At 68.4% G+C, this 16,242-nt stretch carries 14 protein-coding genes; 5 read left to right on the top strand and 9 right to left on the bottom strand.

The annotated features are described in order from the left end of the window. Nucleotide 1: 1 nt before the first annotated feature. Nucleotides 2-2,029 carry a 3-hydroxyacyl-CoA dehydrogenase NAD-binding domain-containing protein gene (locus ACWEIJ_RS18560; protein ID WP_449838396.1) on the top strand — a complete coding sequence of 676 codons (2,028 nt, stop codon included), beginning with the start codon at nt 2-4 and terminating at the stop codon, nt 2,027-2,029. Here the strand turns inward: ACWEIJ_RS18560 and ACWEIJ_RS18555 are convergent. Both ACWEIJ_RS18555 and ACWEIJ_RS18550 read right to left on the bottom strand, forming a co-directional pair. Continuing rightward, nucleotides 2,026-2,976, bottom strand: coding sequence for an AraC family transcriptional regulator (locus tag ACWEIJ_RS18555; protein ID WP_449838395.1), 951 nt, complete (start codon nt 2,974-2,976; stop codon nt 2,026-2,028). The two genes, ACWEIJ_RS18560 and ACWEIJ_RS18555, sit on opposite strands and share 4 nt — an antisense overlap. Nucleotides 2,977-3,192: 216 nt before the next feature. Further along, nucleotides 3,193-3,729 (bottom strand): DM13 domain-containing protein, encoded by a 537-nt coding sequence (locus tag ACWEIJ_RS18550; protein ID WP_449838394.1) that lies wholly within the window; start codon nt 3,727-3,729, stop codon nt 3,193-3,195. Nucleotides 3,730-3,790: 61 nt separating this feature from the next. Between ACWEIJ_RS18550 and ACWEIJ_RS18545 the strand changes: the two genes are divergently transcribed. Together ACWEIJ_RS18545 and ACWEIJ_RS18540 are read left to right on the top strand one after the other, a co-directional pair. Then, entirely contained in the window at nt 3,791-4,141 is a 351-nt protein-coding gene (locus ACWEIJ_RS18545; protein ID WP_449838393.1) for a hypothetical protein, read from the top strand. Between the two features lie 135 nt (nt 4,142-4,276). Further along, a complete protein-coding gene (locus ACWEIJ_RS18540) occupies nt 4,277-4,666 on the top strand; it encodes a hypothetical protein (protein WP_449838392.1) in 390 nt (129 codons plus the stop codon). Between the two features lie 316 nt (nt 4,667-4,982). Here the strand turns inward: ACWEIJ_RS18540 and ACWEIJ_RS18535 are convergent, their stop codons facing one another. Both ACWEIJ_RS18535 and ACWEIJ_RS18530 read right to left on the bottom strand, forming a co-directional pair. Then, complete coding sequence (locus ACWEIJ_RS18535) at nt 4,983-6,008, bottom strand: LacI family DNA-binding transcriptional regulator (RefSeq protein ID WP_449838391.1); 1,026 nt, start codon at nt 6,006-6,008, stop codon at nt 4,983-4,985. A 78-nt stretch (nt 6,009-6,086) separates the two neighbouring features. Beyond that, nucleotides 6,087-7,109, bottom strand: a complete 1,023-nt coding sequence (locus tag ACWEIJ_RS18530) for a GNAT family N-acetyltransferase (RefSeq protein WP_449838390.1) — start codon at nt 7,107-7,109, stop codon at nt 6,087-6,089. Between the two features lie 72 nt (nt 7,110-7,181). Here ACWEIJ_RS18530 and ACWEIJ_RS18525 point away from each other — a divergent pair, with 72 nt between their 5' ends. Further along, the gene (locus ACWEIJ_RS18525; protein WP_449838389.1) at nt 7,182-8,369 is read left to right on the top strand and encodes an esterase-like activity of phytase family protein; all 1,188 of its coding nucleotides are present in this window, start codon (nt 7,182-7,184) and stop codon (nt 8,367-8,369) included. Nucleotides 8,370-8,447: 78 nt separating this feature from the next. Here ACWEIJ_RS18525 and ACWEIJ_RS18520 read toward each other — a convergent pair whose 3' ends face one another. From ACWEIJ_RS18520 to ACWEIJ_RS18505, 4 genes are all read right to left on the bottom strand, one after another. Then, nucleotides 8,448-9,854 (bottom strand): GH1 family beta-glucosidase, encoded by a 1,407-nt coding sequence (locus ACWEIJ_RS18520; protein ID WP_449838388.1) that lies wholly within the window; start codon nt 9,852-9,854, stop codon nt 8,448-8,450. 4 nt (nt 9,855-9,858) lie between these two features. Then, nucleotides 9,859-10,683 (bottom strand): carbohydrate ABC transporter permease, encoded by an 825-nt coding sequence (locus ACWEIJ_RS18515; protein WP_449838387.1) that lies wholly within the window; start codon nt 10,681-10,683, stop codon nt 9,859-9,861. A 7-nt stretch (nt 10,684-10,690) separates the two neighbouring features. After that, a complete protein-coding gene (locus tag ACWEIJ_RS18510; protein ID WP_449838621.1) occupies nt 10,691-11,593 on the bottom strand; it encodes a carbohydrate ABC transporter permease in 903 nt (300 codons plus the stop codon). Between the two features lie 71 nt (nt 11,594-11,664). After that, the gene (locus ACWEIJ_RS18505; RefSeq protein ID WP_449838386.1) at nt 11,665-12,927 is read right to left on the bottom strand and encodes an ABC transporter substrate-binding protein; all 1,263 of its coding nucleotides are present in this window, start codon (nt 12,925-12,927) and stop codon (nt 11,665-11,667) included. 463 nt (nt 12,928-13,390) lie between these two features. On the opposite strand from ACWEIJ_RS18505, the gene ACWEIJ_RS18500 reads away from it, so the two are divergent. Continuing rightward, nucleotides 13,391-13,594 (top strand): hypothetical protein, encoded by a 204-nt coding sequence (locus ACWEIJ_RS18500; RefSeq protein ID WP_449838385.1) that lies wholly within the window; start codon nt 13,391-13,393, stop codon nt 13,592-13,594. 132 nt (nt 13,595-13,726) lie between these two features. On the opposite strand, the gene ACWEIJ_RS18495 is transcribed toward ACWEIJ_RS18500, so the two are convergent. Further along, the gene (locus ACWEIJ_RS18495) at nt 13,727-16,240 is read right to left on the bottom strand and encodes an ABC transporter permease (RefSeq protein ID WP_449838384.1); all 2,514 of its coding nucleotides are present in this window, start codon (nt 16,238-16,240) and stop codon (nt 13,727-13,729) included. Nucleotides 16,241-16,242: the final 2 nt, after the last annotated feature.

The following is a 16,242-nucleotide window of genomic DNA, read 5'->3' as shown; positions in this document are numbered from 1 at the left end:
GATGCCGTTCCACTACGAGAAGGACTCCGACGGCATCGTCACCCTGACGATGGACATGTCCGGCTCCGCCAACGTCATGAACGACGAGTACCGCGAGCTGATGGGCGACGCCGTCACGAAGCTCGAAGGCGACGACATCACCGGCGTGATCATCACGTCCGCCAAGAAGACGTTCTTCGCCGGCGGCGACCTGAACGTGCTGATCGCGATCACGCCGGAGAACGCGGCCCTGGCGCTGGAGGGCGTCGAGGAGCTCAAGTCGCAGCTGCGCCGGTTGGAGAAGCTGGGCAAGCCGGTCGTGGCGGCGATCAACGGTTCCGCGCTGGGCGGCGGGTTCGAGATCGCGCTGGCCTCGCACCGCCGGATCGTGCTGAACGACGACGGCATCCGCGTCGGCCTGCCGGAGGCCACCCTGGGCCTGCTGCCCGGTGGCGGTGGCGTGACGCGCATGGTGCGGCTGCTGGGCGTGCAGAAGGCGTTGCCGTTGCTCATGGAGGGCAAGCAGCTGCGGCCGGAACGCGCGCTGCAGGCCGGAATCGTGCACCAGCTGGTGTCGTCGCGCGAGGAACTGCTCTCCGAGGCCCGCGCGTGGGTGCTGGCGAACCCGGCTCCGGTGCAGCCGTGGGACGTGCAGGGCGCCGGCGTGCCGGACCTGAAGTTCGGCGACCCCAACAGCTACGGGTTGCTGGGTGCGGCTCCTGCCGTGCTGCGCAAGAAGTCGCACGGTGCCTACCCGGCGCCGGAGAAGATCATGGCGGCGGCGGTCGAGGGTGCCTACGTCGACTTCGACACGGCGCTGAAGATCGAGGGACGCTACTTCGTGGAGCTGGCCTCCGGTCAGGTCTCCAAGAACATGATCACGGCGTTCTGGTTCAACCTCAACGAGGTCAACGGCCGCGCGTCGTCGTCAGGCAAGCGCGTGGCCAAGCTGGGCGTGCTGGGCGCGGGCATGATGGGCGCTGGAATCGCCGAGGTGTCCGCGAAGGCCGGTATCGAGGTGGTCCTGAAGGACGTGACGCTCGAAGCGGCCCAGAAGGGCGCAGGGGGCCTGGAAGGCATCACCCCGACCGACTCCGACGACGACCTCGCGGGCTGCGACCTGATCATCGAGGCGGTGTTCGAGAACCGCGAGCTGAAGAACAAGGTGCTGGCCGCCGCGGAGGCACAGGCGCTGCCGGACGCGGTGATCGCGTCCAACACCTCGACGCTGCCGATCACCGGGCTCGCCACGGCGGTCCCGGACGCCGAGCGGTTCATCGGCCTGCACTTCTTCTCGCCGGTGCCGAAGATGCGGCTCGTCGAGATCATCCGCGGCGCGCGGACGTCCGAGGAGACGTTGCAGCGGGCGCTCGACTACGTGCGGCAGATCGGCAAGACGCCCATCGTCGTCAACGACTCGCGCGGCTTCTACACCTCGCGGACGTTCGGCACGTACGTGGTCGAGGCGATCACCATGCTGTCCGAGGGGGTCGCGCCGGCGTTGATCGAGAACGTGGCGCGCAAGGCCGGCATGGCGGTCGGCCCGCTGGCGGTGTCGGACGAGGTGACGCTGTCGTTGCAGCTGAAGATCCACGACCAGACGCTCGCCGACGACCCGTCGCTGGTGTCGGACAGCCCGGCCTACGACCTGATCCGCGAGCTGGTGTCGTTGGGGCGCACCGGAAAAGCCGGCGGAGCGGGCTTCTACGAGTACCCGGAGGGCGGCAAGAAGTTCCTGTGGCCCGAGCTCACGACCCGGTACGTGAAGGCCGATGCCGGGGTCTCCGAGCAGGACGTGCGGGACCGGCTGCTGTTCGTGCAGGCGCTGGAGACCGTGCGGTGCCTGGACGAGGGCGTGCTGACCTCCGTGGCCGACGCGAACATCGGCTCGATCTTCGGGTTCGGGTTCGCGCCGTGGAGCGGTGGCACGTTGCAGTTCATCAACTCCTACGGCGTGCAGGCGTTCGTGGAGCGGGCGGACTACCTCGCGGACACCTACGGGGAGCGGTTCCGCCCGCCCGCCTCGCTGCGGGAACGCGACAGGTTCTAGGCGCGGTAGGAGCCGGGTGAGGACCCGGTCCACCGCTTGAAGGCCCGGTGGAAGGCGCTCGCCTCGGAGAACCCGAGGCGCAGCGCCAGCTCCTCCACCGACTCACCGCCGCGCACCAGCGACGCCACCGCCTGGTCGCGCAACAGCTGCTCGCGCACCTCGCGGAACGACGTCCCCTCGGCGGCCAGCCGCCGCCGCAACGTGGGCGCCGAGACCCCCAGCCGTGCCGCGACGGCCTCCAGCCCGCTCACCCCGCTGCCGAGCAACCGGCGCACGTGCCCGGCCGTGTCCGCGCCGTAGTCCCGACGCGACAACAACTCCGCCGGCGAATGCCGCAGGAACCGGCGCAGCGCCGCCTCGTCCTGCACCACCGGCATGCGCAGGAACCTCGGGTCGAACGAGATCGCGGTGGCGGGCGCGCCGAACGCCAGCGGACACCCGAAGATCAGGTGGTATTCAGCGGCGTGCGCCGGTTCCGGATAACCGAACTCGGCCTCCCGCAACGGAATCCGGCGTCCGATCAGCCACGACGAGAACCGGTGCCACAGCACGAGCAGTGACTCCGTCAGAAAATGATCCGGGTCGCCGGGCACCTCCAGCGAAAAGCGACCGTCCGCGAGCGACAGGTGCAGCGGCTCGTCGAACAACGCGTAGAACGCGAGCCCGCGCCGCAACGCCGACTCGAGGTCCGGACAGTGCACCGCCAGCAGGCACATCATCGCGAACGTGCCGCGCTTCGACGGCCGCGGCCCGAACCCCATGAACTCGTCGTCGAGAACTTCCCACAGCGTCTGGATGAACTTCGTGTACTGGGCGGGCGTGACCCGCGCCCGGTCGTCCGCGAGCAGACTCGCCGGAATGCCCGCACCGGCCAGCACCTCGGACGGCGAAGGGCACGCGCGCAGTGCCGCGCGCACGTAGTGGATCGCCACGGTCCGGGTGTGCACGATCCAGCCTAAAACGCCACCGGCGGTGACGCGGCTCCGGGGAGAGTTGGAGTCGCGTCACCGCCGGCAGAAGGCCCACCCAGTGAGCCGTGCTCCTCACCAACGGGGCTTCCGCACGCCCATCGGCAAGGGACGATGTTGTGTCCTACGTCAACATTATGTGGTCTAGACCAGAAAAGTCAATAGTGCGAACAGAGCAGGTCCGAATCAGATGTTTCAGGCTTGTTCCAGCGGTGCTACGGCAAAACCCGCGGAGAAGCGCTGACACCAGATCACCACACTCCGAATGGACGACACATCCACACCTGAAGGAATTTCGTAGACCTGGTCGCCACGATTTCCCTTCAACTTGCCGAGACTGGTAAATCCCTGACCAAAGCTTTTCTCCGGCGCGCCCGCAGGATGCGGCGACAGGTAAACGTACAGGTCAGGCCCATCACTGGTGTTGAGCGCGGCGAACTGCACCGAGTGTGCACCACCCGGCAACTTGATCAGACTCGCCTTACCGGTGGTCGCATGCTCAAGCGACCGCCACTCACCCGCCGCGACCTCCTTCGGCGATTCCACGACGGGCGCCGCGACCGCGGAAGACGTCGAAGTCGTCGCAGAGGTGGACGTGGACGTGGGCACGAGCAGCGCTTCGTGCGTTTCGCGGACGGTCAGCAGTCGCCACGGCTGGAACAGGTACAACCCGACCCCGAGCGCGACCACCAGCACGACGGCGACGGGAACCAGAATTCGACGTTGCGGCATACCGAAAATACTGGTCGAAACCGGACCGAAAAGTCCTTACGGAGTTGTTAGGGTCCTGCCCGTGGCGACGCAGGCGAGGATCGGCCAGGCCGTGCTCGGTGTCCTGATGATCGGCTGCGCCCTGACGGGCCTCTTCCCCAGACCCGTACCGCTCCTCTTCGCCATCGCAGCAGTAGGCACGGCCAACGCCGCGTTCCCACTGATGCGCACCTTCGGCTCCGCCCTTCTGGGCGGCGTGGCGGCCGCCTCCATCGCCCTCTCCTCGGTCCCGTTCGTCACCTGCTCCTCAGAGCGCTTCACCGAGGTATTCACCTGCACGGGTGACGCTCCGACGTGGCATTTGACCGGAACCGTGCTGGTGGCAGGCCTTTCCGGGGCCAGTTTGGTACTCGCCCGGATCACAGATCAGTGACAGCGATCACTCAACCGAGGACATCAAGGAGCCGATAAGGCATCCAGGCGAGCGTTCTCCTGCGACCGGCCCAGCCGGTAATCTGCGAGAGGCGTAATCGCCTGGATTCCAACCGTGAGCATCAAGGAGGACTCTGTGCGCGCACTGTGGGCCGCGGGTGGTTCCGCCGTGCTCGGGTCCGCGTTCCTGGGGGTGCTGGTGGGAATGGCGATCCACGGCGTGTCCGACGCGCCCCCGCCGAACCGAACACCCGCCTCCACCTGGATCAGATCGACCCCGAACTCCACTCCGAGCTCATCCCCGGAGAGCTCGACCTCCCCTGCCGGCGAACCACCGAGCTCCAGCTCGACCCCGGCAACGCAGCAACCCCAGAAGAGGACCACCACCCCACCCCCGGCCGCGACCAACCCGGCCGCCCCGCCCCCACCGGCGGCAACCACCACGCCCCCGCCGGAGACGTCGGGCTGGCCGTGCAGCCCGCTGAACCCACTGCCACCGCCCACCTGCAAGAACATGGGCAACTAGCCGCGCCGTTCCGCGAGGTGGCGAGCACCGGCGGGCGAAGCGCGACGAAGACCGCAGACAAGCCGCGCCGGTACCCCCAACGGCGCAGCCAAGCCGTACCGCCGAGCCAACCCGGCACCCCAGACCCCGCGAAGGCGAAACCCAGCCGTACCGCTGCACACTCAGCGGCACCCCAACCCACCCGCGAAGGCGAAGCCGAGCCCGTCTAGCAACAGGGGTGCCATCAACCCGCGTAAGGCGCTGGCCGGTCCTTGATCAGATTGGCGGGGTCCGGGCCGGAGCCCCGAAAGCCCTAAAACCCGCAAAGGCAGCGCCCTCAGGCAGACTCCCGCCGAACCAACACAGTAGGCAACATCTGCTTCTTGGTCTTGACCGTCTCATCCCGAAGCAGCTTCATCAAATGCTCGACCATGTGCTTGACCTGCGAATCCGAGTCCTGCCGCACCGAAGTCAACGGCGGCGAAGTGTGCTCCGCAATGGCCACGTGATCGTCGAACCCGACCACCGCGACATCCTCGGGAACCCGCCGCCCGGCCTCCTGCAACGCCTCCAACGCCCCAGCCGCCATCAAGTCGGACGCCACGAACACCGCATCCAGCGACGGCACCTTGGCCAGCAACGCCGCCATGGCCTTCCGTCCACCCTCGCGGGTGAACCCGCCGTCTTCGGTGACCTTCAACGCCCCCTTGTCATCCAGACCAAGAGCAGCCTTGAACCCGTTCAACCGATCAATGGCGGACAGCTCGTCCAGCGGCCCGGAAACGTGCACGATCTTCCGCCGCCCGAGCGACTTCAGGTGCTCGGTGGCCAGAACAGCGCCGCCCTCGTTGTCGTTGTCGACGAGGTGCATGCCCCGCAACGACCCCCACGGCTTGCCGGCGTACACGACCGGCAACGGCAGCTTCTTCACGACGGAGACCAGTTCGTCGTTGCGGTGCGGCGCGAACATCAGCGCTCCGTCGACGTGGCCGCCGGCGAGGAACCGGTGTGCGCGTGCCTGGTCGTCCGGTGAGTGCACGAGCATCAGCACCATCTGCACGTCGGCGTCGGCCAGCGCACGCGCGCCCGCGCGGATCAGGCGGGCGAAGTGCGGGTCGTCGAAGATCTTGGGCTCCGGCTCGGAGAACACCACGGCGACGGCGCCCGTGCGGCGGGTGACCAGCGCTCGTGCGGCGCGGTTCGGCTGGTAGCCGAGTGCCAGCACGGCGGCGTTGACCGCCTCCAGTGCCTCCGGGCTGACCCGCGGTGACGCGTTCAGCACTCGTGACGCCGTGGCGCGGGAGACTCCAGCCCTCGCGGCCACGTCCTCCAACGTCGGACGCGCGTGGTTGGACACGTGCACCACCACTCCTCGATGAAAACCTTTGAGCCGCCGGTCAGCTTAGCTGCAAGCGATCTCCGAGGAGGGTTTCCGCGCTGTTCATCGTGTTTTTTCGGCCACCACCGTTGCAATTGGGGTCTTCACGGCGTGCCCGCGGGGTGCGATGGACACCCTGAGCAGGCCGTCCTCCCGGCGTGTCGTGGTCGGCAGGCCGGCCCGGGCAGCGGCGCGCACCAGAGCGGTCTCGGACGGCAGGCACCACGCCACGAGCTCCGAACAGCCGGCCGCGCGGGCGTCGGAGGCCAGGGCGCTCAGCAACGCCGTGCCGACGCCGCGGTGCTGCCACGCGTCCTCGACCAGCAGCGAGATCTCGGCGCAGTCCGGGGTGCCGGTGTGGATGAGCTGGCCGAGCGCGACCACCTGGTCCGCGCACTGCGCCAGGATCGTCGTGCCGCGCGGCGGGTTGAGCAGGCGGTGCAGCCAGCGGCGGGGCACCGTGCGCATGCCGGAGTGGTAGCGGTTGAACAAGGTCTTCATCGAGCAACGCGAGTGCAGGCCGGCGACGGCCTCCTCGTCCGCGGCGACCCCTGGGCGCAGCACCAGGGCCACGCCGTCGTCGCTGAGGATTCCCCGGATCGCGTGGGCCGGTGCCTCCACGAGGTCGAGCAACGCCTGCGCCCGCGCCAGCTCGACCTGGGTGAACCTGGCCCAGCCGCGCCTGGCCACCAGGTCGCCGAGCTGCACCTGGTCCTCGGCGGCCTCGCCGTGGGTCACCGAGTCGGCGGCGAGCACCTGGCGGAGCGCCTCCGCGGTCTTGTCCGGGTCCATCAACGCCATCTTGGCGGCACGCAGGGCCGCCGTCGGTTCGTCCACGAGATCCCTCACGTCGGCACCCGTGATCCTGACGCGCTTGGCGCCTTCGCTGCGCACGGCGTCGACGAGGTCGGCGGGCAGCACACCCTCGCCCGCCTGCACGACGATCTCGTCGAGGACTCCGCCGGGAACGGGGATCACGTGCAACGCGAGGACGTTGCAGTCGGCTGAGGCCAGCCGGACGGTGACGCGGGCGAGCGCGCCGGGGCTGTCGCTGAGTTCGAAGCGCATGCGCCAGGTCGTGGTCATGCACCCAAGAGTTCACTCGGCTTGTTGCCGCGAGGCGAACCACGGGTAAAACGCTCGTCATAGGGTTCGCGCATGAGGAGAACACTGGCCGTAGGCCTCACCCTGCTCACCGTCACCGCGCTGGCCACTCCCACCACCGCCGCACCGGGAACCGCGCCGCGTCAGGCGACGTTGACGAACTTCGCCTCACTCCCCGCGGAGACCTACCTGCCCGGCAGCGAACCGAGCGGCGCGGCACTGGGCACGAACCCGATCAACGGGATCACGCCGCCGTTCGCCGACCAGCCGATCCAGGGCTTCAGCGGCGTGGTCCGCAACAGCGACGGCACGTTCGACGCCATCTCCGACAACGGCTACGGCACCAAGGCCAACAGCGCGGACTGGCTGCTGCGGATCAACCGCATCGCGCCGGACTTCCGGACCGGCGAGGTGGACGTCGTCGGCGGCCTCACGCTCACCGACCCGAACGGCCACATCCCGTTCCCGCTGACCAGGCCCGACCGGGTGATCACCGGTGCGGACATCGACATCGAGTCGGTCACCAGGGTCGCCGACGGCACCTACTGGATGGGCGACGAGTTCGGCCCCTACCTGCTGCACTTCGACCGGGCCGGCCGCCTGATGGCGCCACCGGTGCCGTTGCCGGGCGTGCGCGCTCCGGAGAACCCCGAGGGCAACCCGAACCTGCCGAGCAGCAAGGGTTTCGAGGGCATCACGCTGTCCCCGGACGGCAGGACGATCAACGCGCTGCTGGAGGGCACGGTCGCCGGTGACGAGCCGGGCACCCTGCGGCTCAACGAGTTCGACATCGCGTCCAACGCGTTCACCGGCAAGAAGTGGCTCTACCAGCTGGAGAACCCGGGCTTCGCGATCGGCGACGCCATCGCGGTCGACCGGAACCGCCTGCTGATCATCGAGCGCGACAACGCGCAGGGCGATGCCGCGAAGCACAAGAAGGTCTACCTCGCCGACAAGCGCGACCGCGACCACGACGGCAAGCTCGACAAGACGATGATCGCCGACCTGCTGAACCTCGCGAACCCCGGCCACGTCGGCGGCCAGGCCGACCCGTTCCGGTTCCCGTTCATCACCATCGAGGACGTCACGATCCTCGACGACCGCACGATCGCGATCCTCAACGACAACAACTTCCCGTCGTCGTCGGGCCGCACGCCGGGCAAGCCGGACAACAACGAGTTCATCACCATCCGGCTCGGCGAGAACCTGCACGCCGACCCGAGGGTCCTGCGCAGGCGATAGCCGAGAGAGCGCTCTCACCTGCGGCACAGCCGTGTCCGCGGGTGAGAGCGCCGAGGCCCCCTCGGCCTGACCTGTGGGCTAAACGGTGTAACCGTGCGCGGGAAGCCCGTTCTGCCCGATGATCCGCGACAGCGTGACCGCGCTTTCCTTCACGGTGCGCCGCTGCGTCTCGAAATCGACGTGCACGATCCCGAACCGCTGCGAGTACCCGGCCGCCCACTCGAAGTTGTCGAGCAGCGACCACGCGAGGTACCCGCGGACGTCGGCACCCTCGGAGATCGCCCGGTGCACCGCGCGCACGTGGTCCACCAGGTAGCGCGTCCGCTCGACGTCCACGACCCGGCCCATCGGGTCCACGACGTCGGGGAACGCGGACCCGTTCTCCGTGACCACCAACGGCACCCCGCCGGCGTCGCGCGACAGCCGGAGCAGCAGCTCGGTGAACGCGTCGGCGTTCTGCTCCCACCCGAACCCGGTCAGCTCGCCCTGCGGCGGCTGGATCGACGCACCGCGCAACCCCGCGTGCGGTCCGAACGGCACGAAGCCGGGGTCGGCGGCAGCGACGCGGGTCGGGCTGTAGTAGTTCACGCCGATCCAGTCGATCGGGGTCGCGATGATCTCCATGTCACCGTCGCGCACCACGTTCGTCCAGTCGCCCAGCCACGCCGTGTCCTGCAGGACGTCGAGTGGGTAGCCGCGGCCGCAGATCGGGTCGAGCAGGATGCGGTTCTGCAGCCCGTCGACCTTCCGCACGGCTTCTTCGTCGTCGCCGTAGACGGTGCTGAAGTTCAGCACGATCGACAGCCGGTGCGACTCGGGTGCCTGCGCCCGCAACGCCTGCGTCGCGAGCCCGTGGGCCAGCAGCAGGTGGTGTGCCGCTTCCAGCGACGCCACCGCGTCGGCGAGGCCCGGCGCGTGGATTCCGTTGCCGTAGCCCAGGAACGCGGACACCCACGGCTCGTTCAGCGTCGTCCACGCCTGCACGCGGTCACCGAGCCGATCGTGCACGAGGGCGGCATAATCGGCGAAGCGGTAGGCCGTGTCGCGGTTGCGCCAGCCGCCGAAGTCCTCCAGGACCTGCGGCAGGTCCCAGTGGTACAGCGTCACCAGCGGCTGGATGTCCTTCTCCAGCAACGAGTCCACCAGCCGGTCGTAGAACGCGAGCCCGCGCTCCTCCACCTGGCCGCTGCCGCTGGGCTGGATCCGGGGCCACGCCACGGAGAACCGGTACGCGGCCAGCCCCAGCGAGGCCATCAGGTCCACATCGGAGGAATACCGGCGGTAGTGGTCGCAGGCCGGGTCACCCGTGTCGCCGGCCAGCACCTTGCCGGGCGTCGCCGCGAACGTGTCCCAGATCGAGGCGCCGCGACCGTCCACTGTGGTCGAACCCTCGATCTGGAACGCCGCGGTCGCCGCTCCCCACAGGAAGTCCGGTGGGAAGGTCAGCACCTCCCGCCCGACCTCGACGTCCGAGTCGGTCGTCATTCACTCATCCCTTCACCGCGCCCTGCATGATGCCGCCCACGATCTGGCGCGACAGGAGGACGAAGATCGCGATCACCGGCAGCACCGCGAGCGAGGCACCGGCGAGCATCAGCGAGTAGTCCGTGTAGTAGCCGCTGGCCAGCGTCGACAGCGCCACCTGGACCGTCGGGCTGTCGTTGGGGTCCAGCACGATCAACGGCCAGAAGAAGTCGTTCCACGCGGTCATGAACGTGAACATGCCGAGCACCGCGGCCTGTGGACGCACCGCCGGGAACCCGACGTGCCAGAACGTCCGCAGCACCGAGCACCCGTCCACGCGGGCCGCCTCGATCAGCTCGTACGGCACCGTCTCCTCGCACGCCTGGCGCATCCAGAACACGGCGAACGACCCGATCAGCGCCGGCACGATGACCGCCTGCAGCGTGCCGTACCAGTCGAGGTCCGACATCAGCATGTACAGCGGGATCACCCCGAGCTGCGTCGGCACCATCGCGGTGCCGAGCACGACCAGGAACAGCGCGTCCCGTCCCTTGAACCGCAGCCGCGCGAACGCGAACCCGGCCAGCGTGCCCAGCACGACGTTCGAGATCGCCACGGTCGCCGCCACGACGAACGAGTTCTGCATGGCGAGCCAGAAGTCGACGGTGTCGAAGACGCGGGTGATGTTCTCGACCAGGTTGCCGCCGGGGACCAGCGGCGGCACCTTCTCGCCGAGGACCGAGTTGTCCTTCGACGCCACGATGAACGAGTAGTACAGCGGGAACACCGACGCCGCGAGCACGGCGACCAGGAACCCGTAGAGCAGCGGACCCGCTTTGGCGTTCTTCATCGCCTGATCACCCCTTGCCCGCGATGCGCCGGGTCAGCGAGAAGTTGACGATCGCGACCAGCAGGACGACCACGAAGAGCATCCACGCGATGGTGGCCGCGTAGCCGGCGTCGAACAGCCGGAAACCCTTCTCGTACATGTAGAGCACCAGCGTCTGGAACTGCCGGTCGGAACCGCCGGTGGAGTTGTTCGCGGCGAACCCGGGGTCGAACAGCGCGGGCTCGGCGAACAGCTGCAGGCCGCCGATCGTCGACGTCACGACGGTGAACAGGATCGTCGGCCGGATCGACGGCACGGTGATCGACCAGAACAGCCGCCAGCGCGACGCACCGTCCAAAGTGGCCGACTCGTACATGTCCTTCGGCACCGACTGCATCGCCGCCAGGTAGAGCAGCGCGTTGTAGCCGGTCCAGCGCCACATGACCATTGTGGACACCGCGAGGTGCGACGCCCACGTCTCGGCGCGCCAGTCGATCGGGTCGATTCCCACCAGCCCCAGCAGGTAGTTCACGATGCCGAAGTCGCGGCCGAAGAACTGCGCGAACACCAGCGCCACCGCGGCGACCGAGATGACGTTGGGCAGCAGCACACCCGCCCGCCAGAACGCGCTTCCGCGCAGCCCGCGGTCGAGCACCGCCGCGAGCCCCAGCGCCGCCAGCAGCTGCGGCACGGTCGACAGCACGAACAGGCTCAGCGTGTTGAACAGCGCGTTCCAGAACTTGGCGTCCGCGAACAGCTCCGCGTAGTTCGCGAACCCGATGAACCCCTGGTCGCCGTCGATCAGCTGCCAGTCGTGCAGCGACACCCAGGCCGTGTACACCAACGGGTAGAGGCCGAAGATCCCGAACACCACGAAGAACGGCGCGATGATCAGGTACGGCGTGTACTTGGCGTCCCAGCGGCTCAGCACGAAGCGCTTCGACTGCGTGGAAGAAGGAACCGAGGCGGCCGGAGCCGCCTCGGTCCTGGTGCGCAGGTCCGTCACTTGACGGCGTCCTGCGCTTCCTTCAGCGCCTGCGTCCACGCGTCCGCGGCGGACTGCTTGCCCTGCTCGACGCGGGTCAGCGCGGTGCCGAACACCGGCCCGACCTTCGAGTCCTTCGTGCCGCGGTAGGTCGGCTTCAGCGACTGGGCCGAGGAGGCGAAGATCTGGCCAACGGGAGCCTTGTTGAAGTACTCGTTGACCGTGGCCTGGACGTCGGGGTCCTGGTAGACCTTCGGCTGGCTGGGCAGGTTGCCGGTCTCCTTGAAGATCCGCTTCTGCTGTTCGGGAGCCGTCAGCCACTTGGCCAGCTCGTAGGCCTCCTTGGGGTGCTTGCCCTGCTTGGGGATCGCGAGGAACGAACCACCCCAGTTGCCGCCGCCACCGGGCGCCGTCGTCACGTCCCACTTCCCGGCCGCCGCGTCACCGGCACCCGCCTTGATCAGCGCGAGCGCCCAGGCCGGGCACGTGGTGGTGGCGAACGAGCCCTGCTTCAGCGCGACGTTCCAGTCCTGGCTGAACGGTTCCAGCGCACCGGTCTGCTGCTTCGTGCCGAGCGCCGCCGCGGTGTCGAACGCCGTCTTGACCTTGTCGTTCTTGTCCGCGATGTAGGAGTCGTCCTTCGCGAAGTAGCCCTCCTCGGTCTGGTCGAGGATGGCCTTGTAGACGTTGCGGCCGGTGTCGACGAACTTCACGTTCGGCGTCTTGGCGGTGAACTGGTCGGCGACCTTCGAGTAGTCCGCCCACGTCGGCCACAGCTTCGCGACCTCGGTCCGGTCGGTCGGCAGGCCGGCCGCCTCGAACAGGTCGCGGCGGTAGCACAGGCCCAGGCTGCCCATGTCCGTGCCGAGCCCCAGCACGAAGTCGCCGCCGTCCGCGGTGCCCTGGTTCCACTTCCAGTCGGCCCACTGCGACTTGAGGTCCTTGGCCCCGTACTCGGCGAGGTTCACGAACTTGTCCTTGGAGGCGCGGAACTGACTCACCACGCCCTCTTCGAGAGCCACGATGTCCGCCGCGCCACGACCACCCGCGAGCTGCGTCGCGAGCTGCGTGTTGTGCTGCTCCATCTTGACCTTGCGCTGCTCGATCTTGATGTTCGGGTGCGCGGCCTGGTACTCCTCGATGAGCTTGTCGTAGCCGAAGTCGGAGAAGAGGCCCAGCGACAGCTGCACCTTGCCGTCGGCCTCGGAACTCCCGCCGCACCCGGCGGCCAGAACCATCACGAGGGTCGCAGCGACGCTGCCGACCAGCCTTCTGCTCATCCGTCCTCCTCGACGACGCCGTGAGCGGCGCTTAACTGTGATGAGAGCGCTCTCACACTCAACCGGAGACGCGCGGGTGTCAAGCGGTCGACATCGTTCCGTAACTTTGTCGGGGCGGGCAACAAAAACCTGTGCCGGAACGCGCGGCAGGCCCCGAGGACGACGAAGAGGGACGACCGGGCCCTCGCTCCGGTCGTCCCTCACCCCAGGTAGAGGGGGTTGCGCGGCAAAAGTGACGCGTGCTCTCGAACTTTTTTCGCGGCTTCCGGTTGGAAGCTCACAGAGCGGGTAGGAGCACGCTCAGCGGGTGGACGCACATGGCGCCTCGCGTTTCGACCTTTGACGAATCTGCGGAACCTCCTGATCACCGAAACTCAGCCCGCAGTCGTGGAAGAAGGTTCGTTCAGGCCTTGCGAACCGTGCGATCGTTGAACGAACCGGGAAGACATCCGAGGAGGCGGCCATGTGGTCCAGCATCGCGACACTGGGACCGCTGGCCGCACTTGGTTTCCTGGCCTTCCGCTCATTGAGCAGCAGCCGAGTGCTGGCCTTGTTGATCGCCCTGCGCGGCACTCGTCCCGAGGAACGTCCGGAGATCATTCACGCGCTCAACGCGGGCATGGAGCCCTCACCAAGCCGGCCTGGTCGCAAACCGACCGCGGCATAGCGAAACGCAGTGGAGGCCCGGCGCCCCGACAGCACCGGACCTCCACCGATCCCCCGGCCGTGCGGCCCCTGTTTCCGCACGTCCGAACCCGCCTGGTTCGGCCCCCGGCCGCCGGAGCCAGGCGGGACGTCCCTAGGCCTCCGCCATGCCCGCGACCACGGAGTTCTTGGCCGCGCGCCGGGCGGGCAGAGCGGCGGCGATGATCGCCGCGGCCACCGCGAGCCCGAGCATGGCCGCGATCTGGCCGAACGGGATGGAGAAGCTGATCTGGAACTCCGCGTTGGACATCGCCTTGACCAGCACCCACCCGAACCCGGCGCCGAGCAGCACGCCCACGACCGCGCCGATCAGCGCCATCAGGATCGACTCGACGACCAGCATCTGCCGCAGCTGGCCCCGCGTCAGGCCCAGTGCCCTCAGCAGCGCCGACTCACGGGTGCGTTCGAGCACCGACAGCGTCAGCGTGTTCGCGATGCCGAACAGGGCGATGATCAGCGCCAGGCCGACGAGGGCCCAGATGAACAGCAGCACCTGGTCGATCTGCGAGTTCAGCTCGGCCTTGGTCTCCGCGGCGGAGTTGAGCACCGCGACCGGCGAGGTGGCGATGACGCGTTCCAGGTCGGCGCGCGCCACCGTGATGTCGGTGCCCGGCGCCAGCTTGACCAGCAGCTTCTGGTAGCCCTTCATGGGCTCCTTGAGCAGCGACTCGGCCGTGCTCAGCGTGACGATGCCGGTGCCGTAGCTGTTGTCGTTGATCAGGGCGACGACCTTGAAGTCCTTGCCGCTGATCTTGACGGTGGAACCGACGGCGAGGCCCGCTTCCTTGGCCTCCTTCTCGCGCATGCCGATCTCGTTGTCCTTGAGGCCGGTCAGCGTGCCGCTGGTGACCTGTGGGCGGACCAGCGACCCGATCGCGTCGGCCGGGTAGCCGACGACGTCGGCGTACTTGAGCTGGTCGGACTCGCCGTACGCGGTGAGCTCCGGCGCGATCTTGGCGACGTTGCGCACCTTCGCGAGCTCGTCGGCGAACTTCTGGGTCAACGGCTGGCTGTAGACGTTCGACGTGACCTCGTAGTCGGCCGGGAACCGCTTGTCCACCTGCTGGTTCATCGTCGCGCGGCCACTGCCCGCCACGACCGCCACCATCGCCACGATGGTCACGCCGATCATCAGCGCCGCCGTGGTGGCGGCCGTGCGCTTCGGGTTGCGGCCCGCGTTGGCCGAGGCCAGCTTGGCCGGAACACCGTGCAGCGCCTTGCCGAAGAGGCGGTTGATCGGGCCCACGTACAGCGGTCCGAGCAGCAGCACCGCGAACAGCAGGACCATCGTGCCGCCACCGGCGATGAACAGGGCGGTTTCTTCCTTCTCCTGGTGCATGCCGAAGTAGACGGCCGCGCCCCCGATCAGGCCGATCACCAGGGCGATCGCGATCCGGACCTTGCCGGTGCGGGCGACGTCGTCGTGGCTGTCCGGCTGCGAGCGCAGGGCGGCCACCGGGGCGACCTTCGTGGCACGGCGGGCCGGCAGCACGGCCGACAGCACGGTCACGAGGACACCGACGGCGAAGCCCGCGGCGATCGTCACCCACGAGACCGGCAGACGGATCGCGACGTCGTCCCCGCTGGGGCCACCGACCGTGCCCACCAGTGCCTGCAGGGCCGCCGAGACGCCGAGTCCACCCAGGATGCCCAGCACGGACGCCGCAAGGCCCATGAAAACCGCTTCGGCGAGCACGCTGCGGAACACCTGGCCGCGTTCCGCTCCGACGCAGCGCAGCAGCGCGAGTTCCTTGGTGCGCTGGGCGACGAGGATGGTGAACGTGTTGTAGATGACCATTCCGGCGACGACGAGCGAGATCGCGGCGAACGCGAGCAGAAAGGTTTTGATCTCGCCGGCGGCATCACCCACCTGCTCCAGCGTCTTCTGCGTGAGCTGCTCGCCGGTCTGCACCTGGTAGCCGGAACCGACGGCCTTGTTGATGTTGTCGACGAGCTGCTGCTGCGACACACCGGCGTTGGCCACGGCGACGATCTCGTAGATCCGCTGGTCCGGGATCACCGTGCGCAGCCCCTCCGGCGAGACCACGACGTGGTCGCTGCCGGACATCGACACGCTGCTGGTGCCCTGCTGGTAGGTGCCGACGATGGTGAACGCGTGCTCGGCGTTGTCCTTGTCGAGCAGCTTGAGCTTGTCGCCGACCTTGAGCTTCGCGACCTGCGCGGTCTTGACGTCGACCGCGGCCTCGTCGGCCTTGGCCGGGAACCTGCCGTCCTTGAGGTCGAGGTCGCGCAGCTTCTCCGTGGTGGGCAACGGCTGCACCAGCGCGTTGCGCGCCTTGCCGTCACCGCCGAGCAGTGCCGCACTGCCGAACTCGCGCGAGTCGGCGCCCGCGACACCAGGGGTGTTGCGGACCTTCTGCAGCACGTCGGCCGGGATGCCGTTGTCCTGCTTGCTGTTCTCCGCGAGGTGCACCGCCGCGTCGACGTTGCGGGCACTGCGCGCGAAGTTGTCCCTGGTCTGCTCCTCGACGGCGTCGCCGAGCACGAGCGTGCCCGTCACGAACGCGACGCCGAGCGCGATGGCGATGCTGGACAGCACCAGCCGCGCCGTGCGGGCGCGCAGGCCCGCGAGGATCGTCTTCAGCATCT

The sequence above is a fragment of the Lentzea sp. NPDC004789 genome (assembly GCF_053601075.1).
This window is presented reverse-complemented; position numbering and strand designations above follow the sequence as displayed.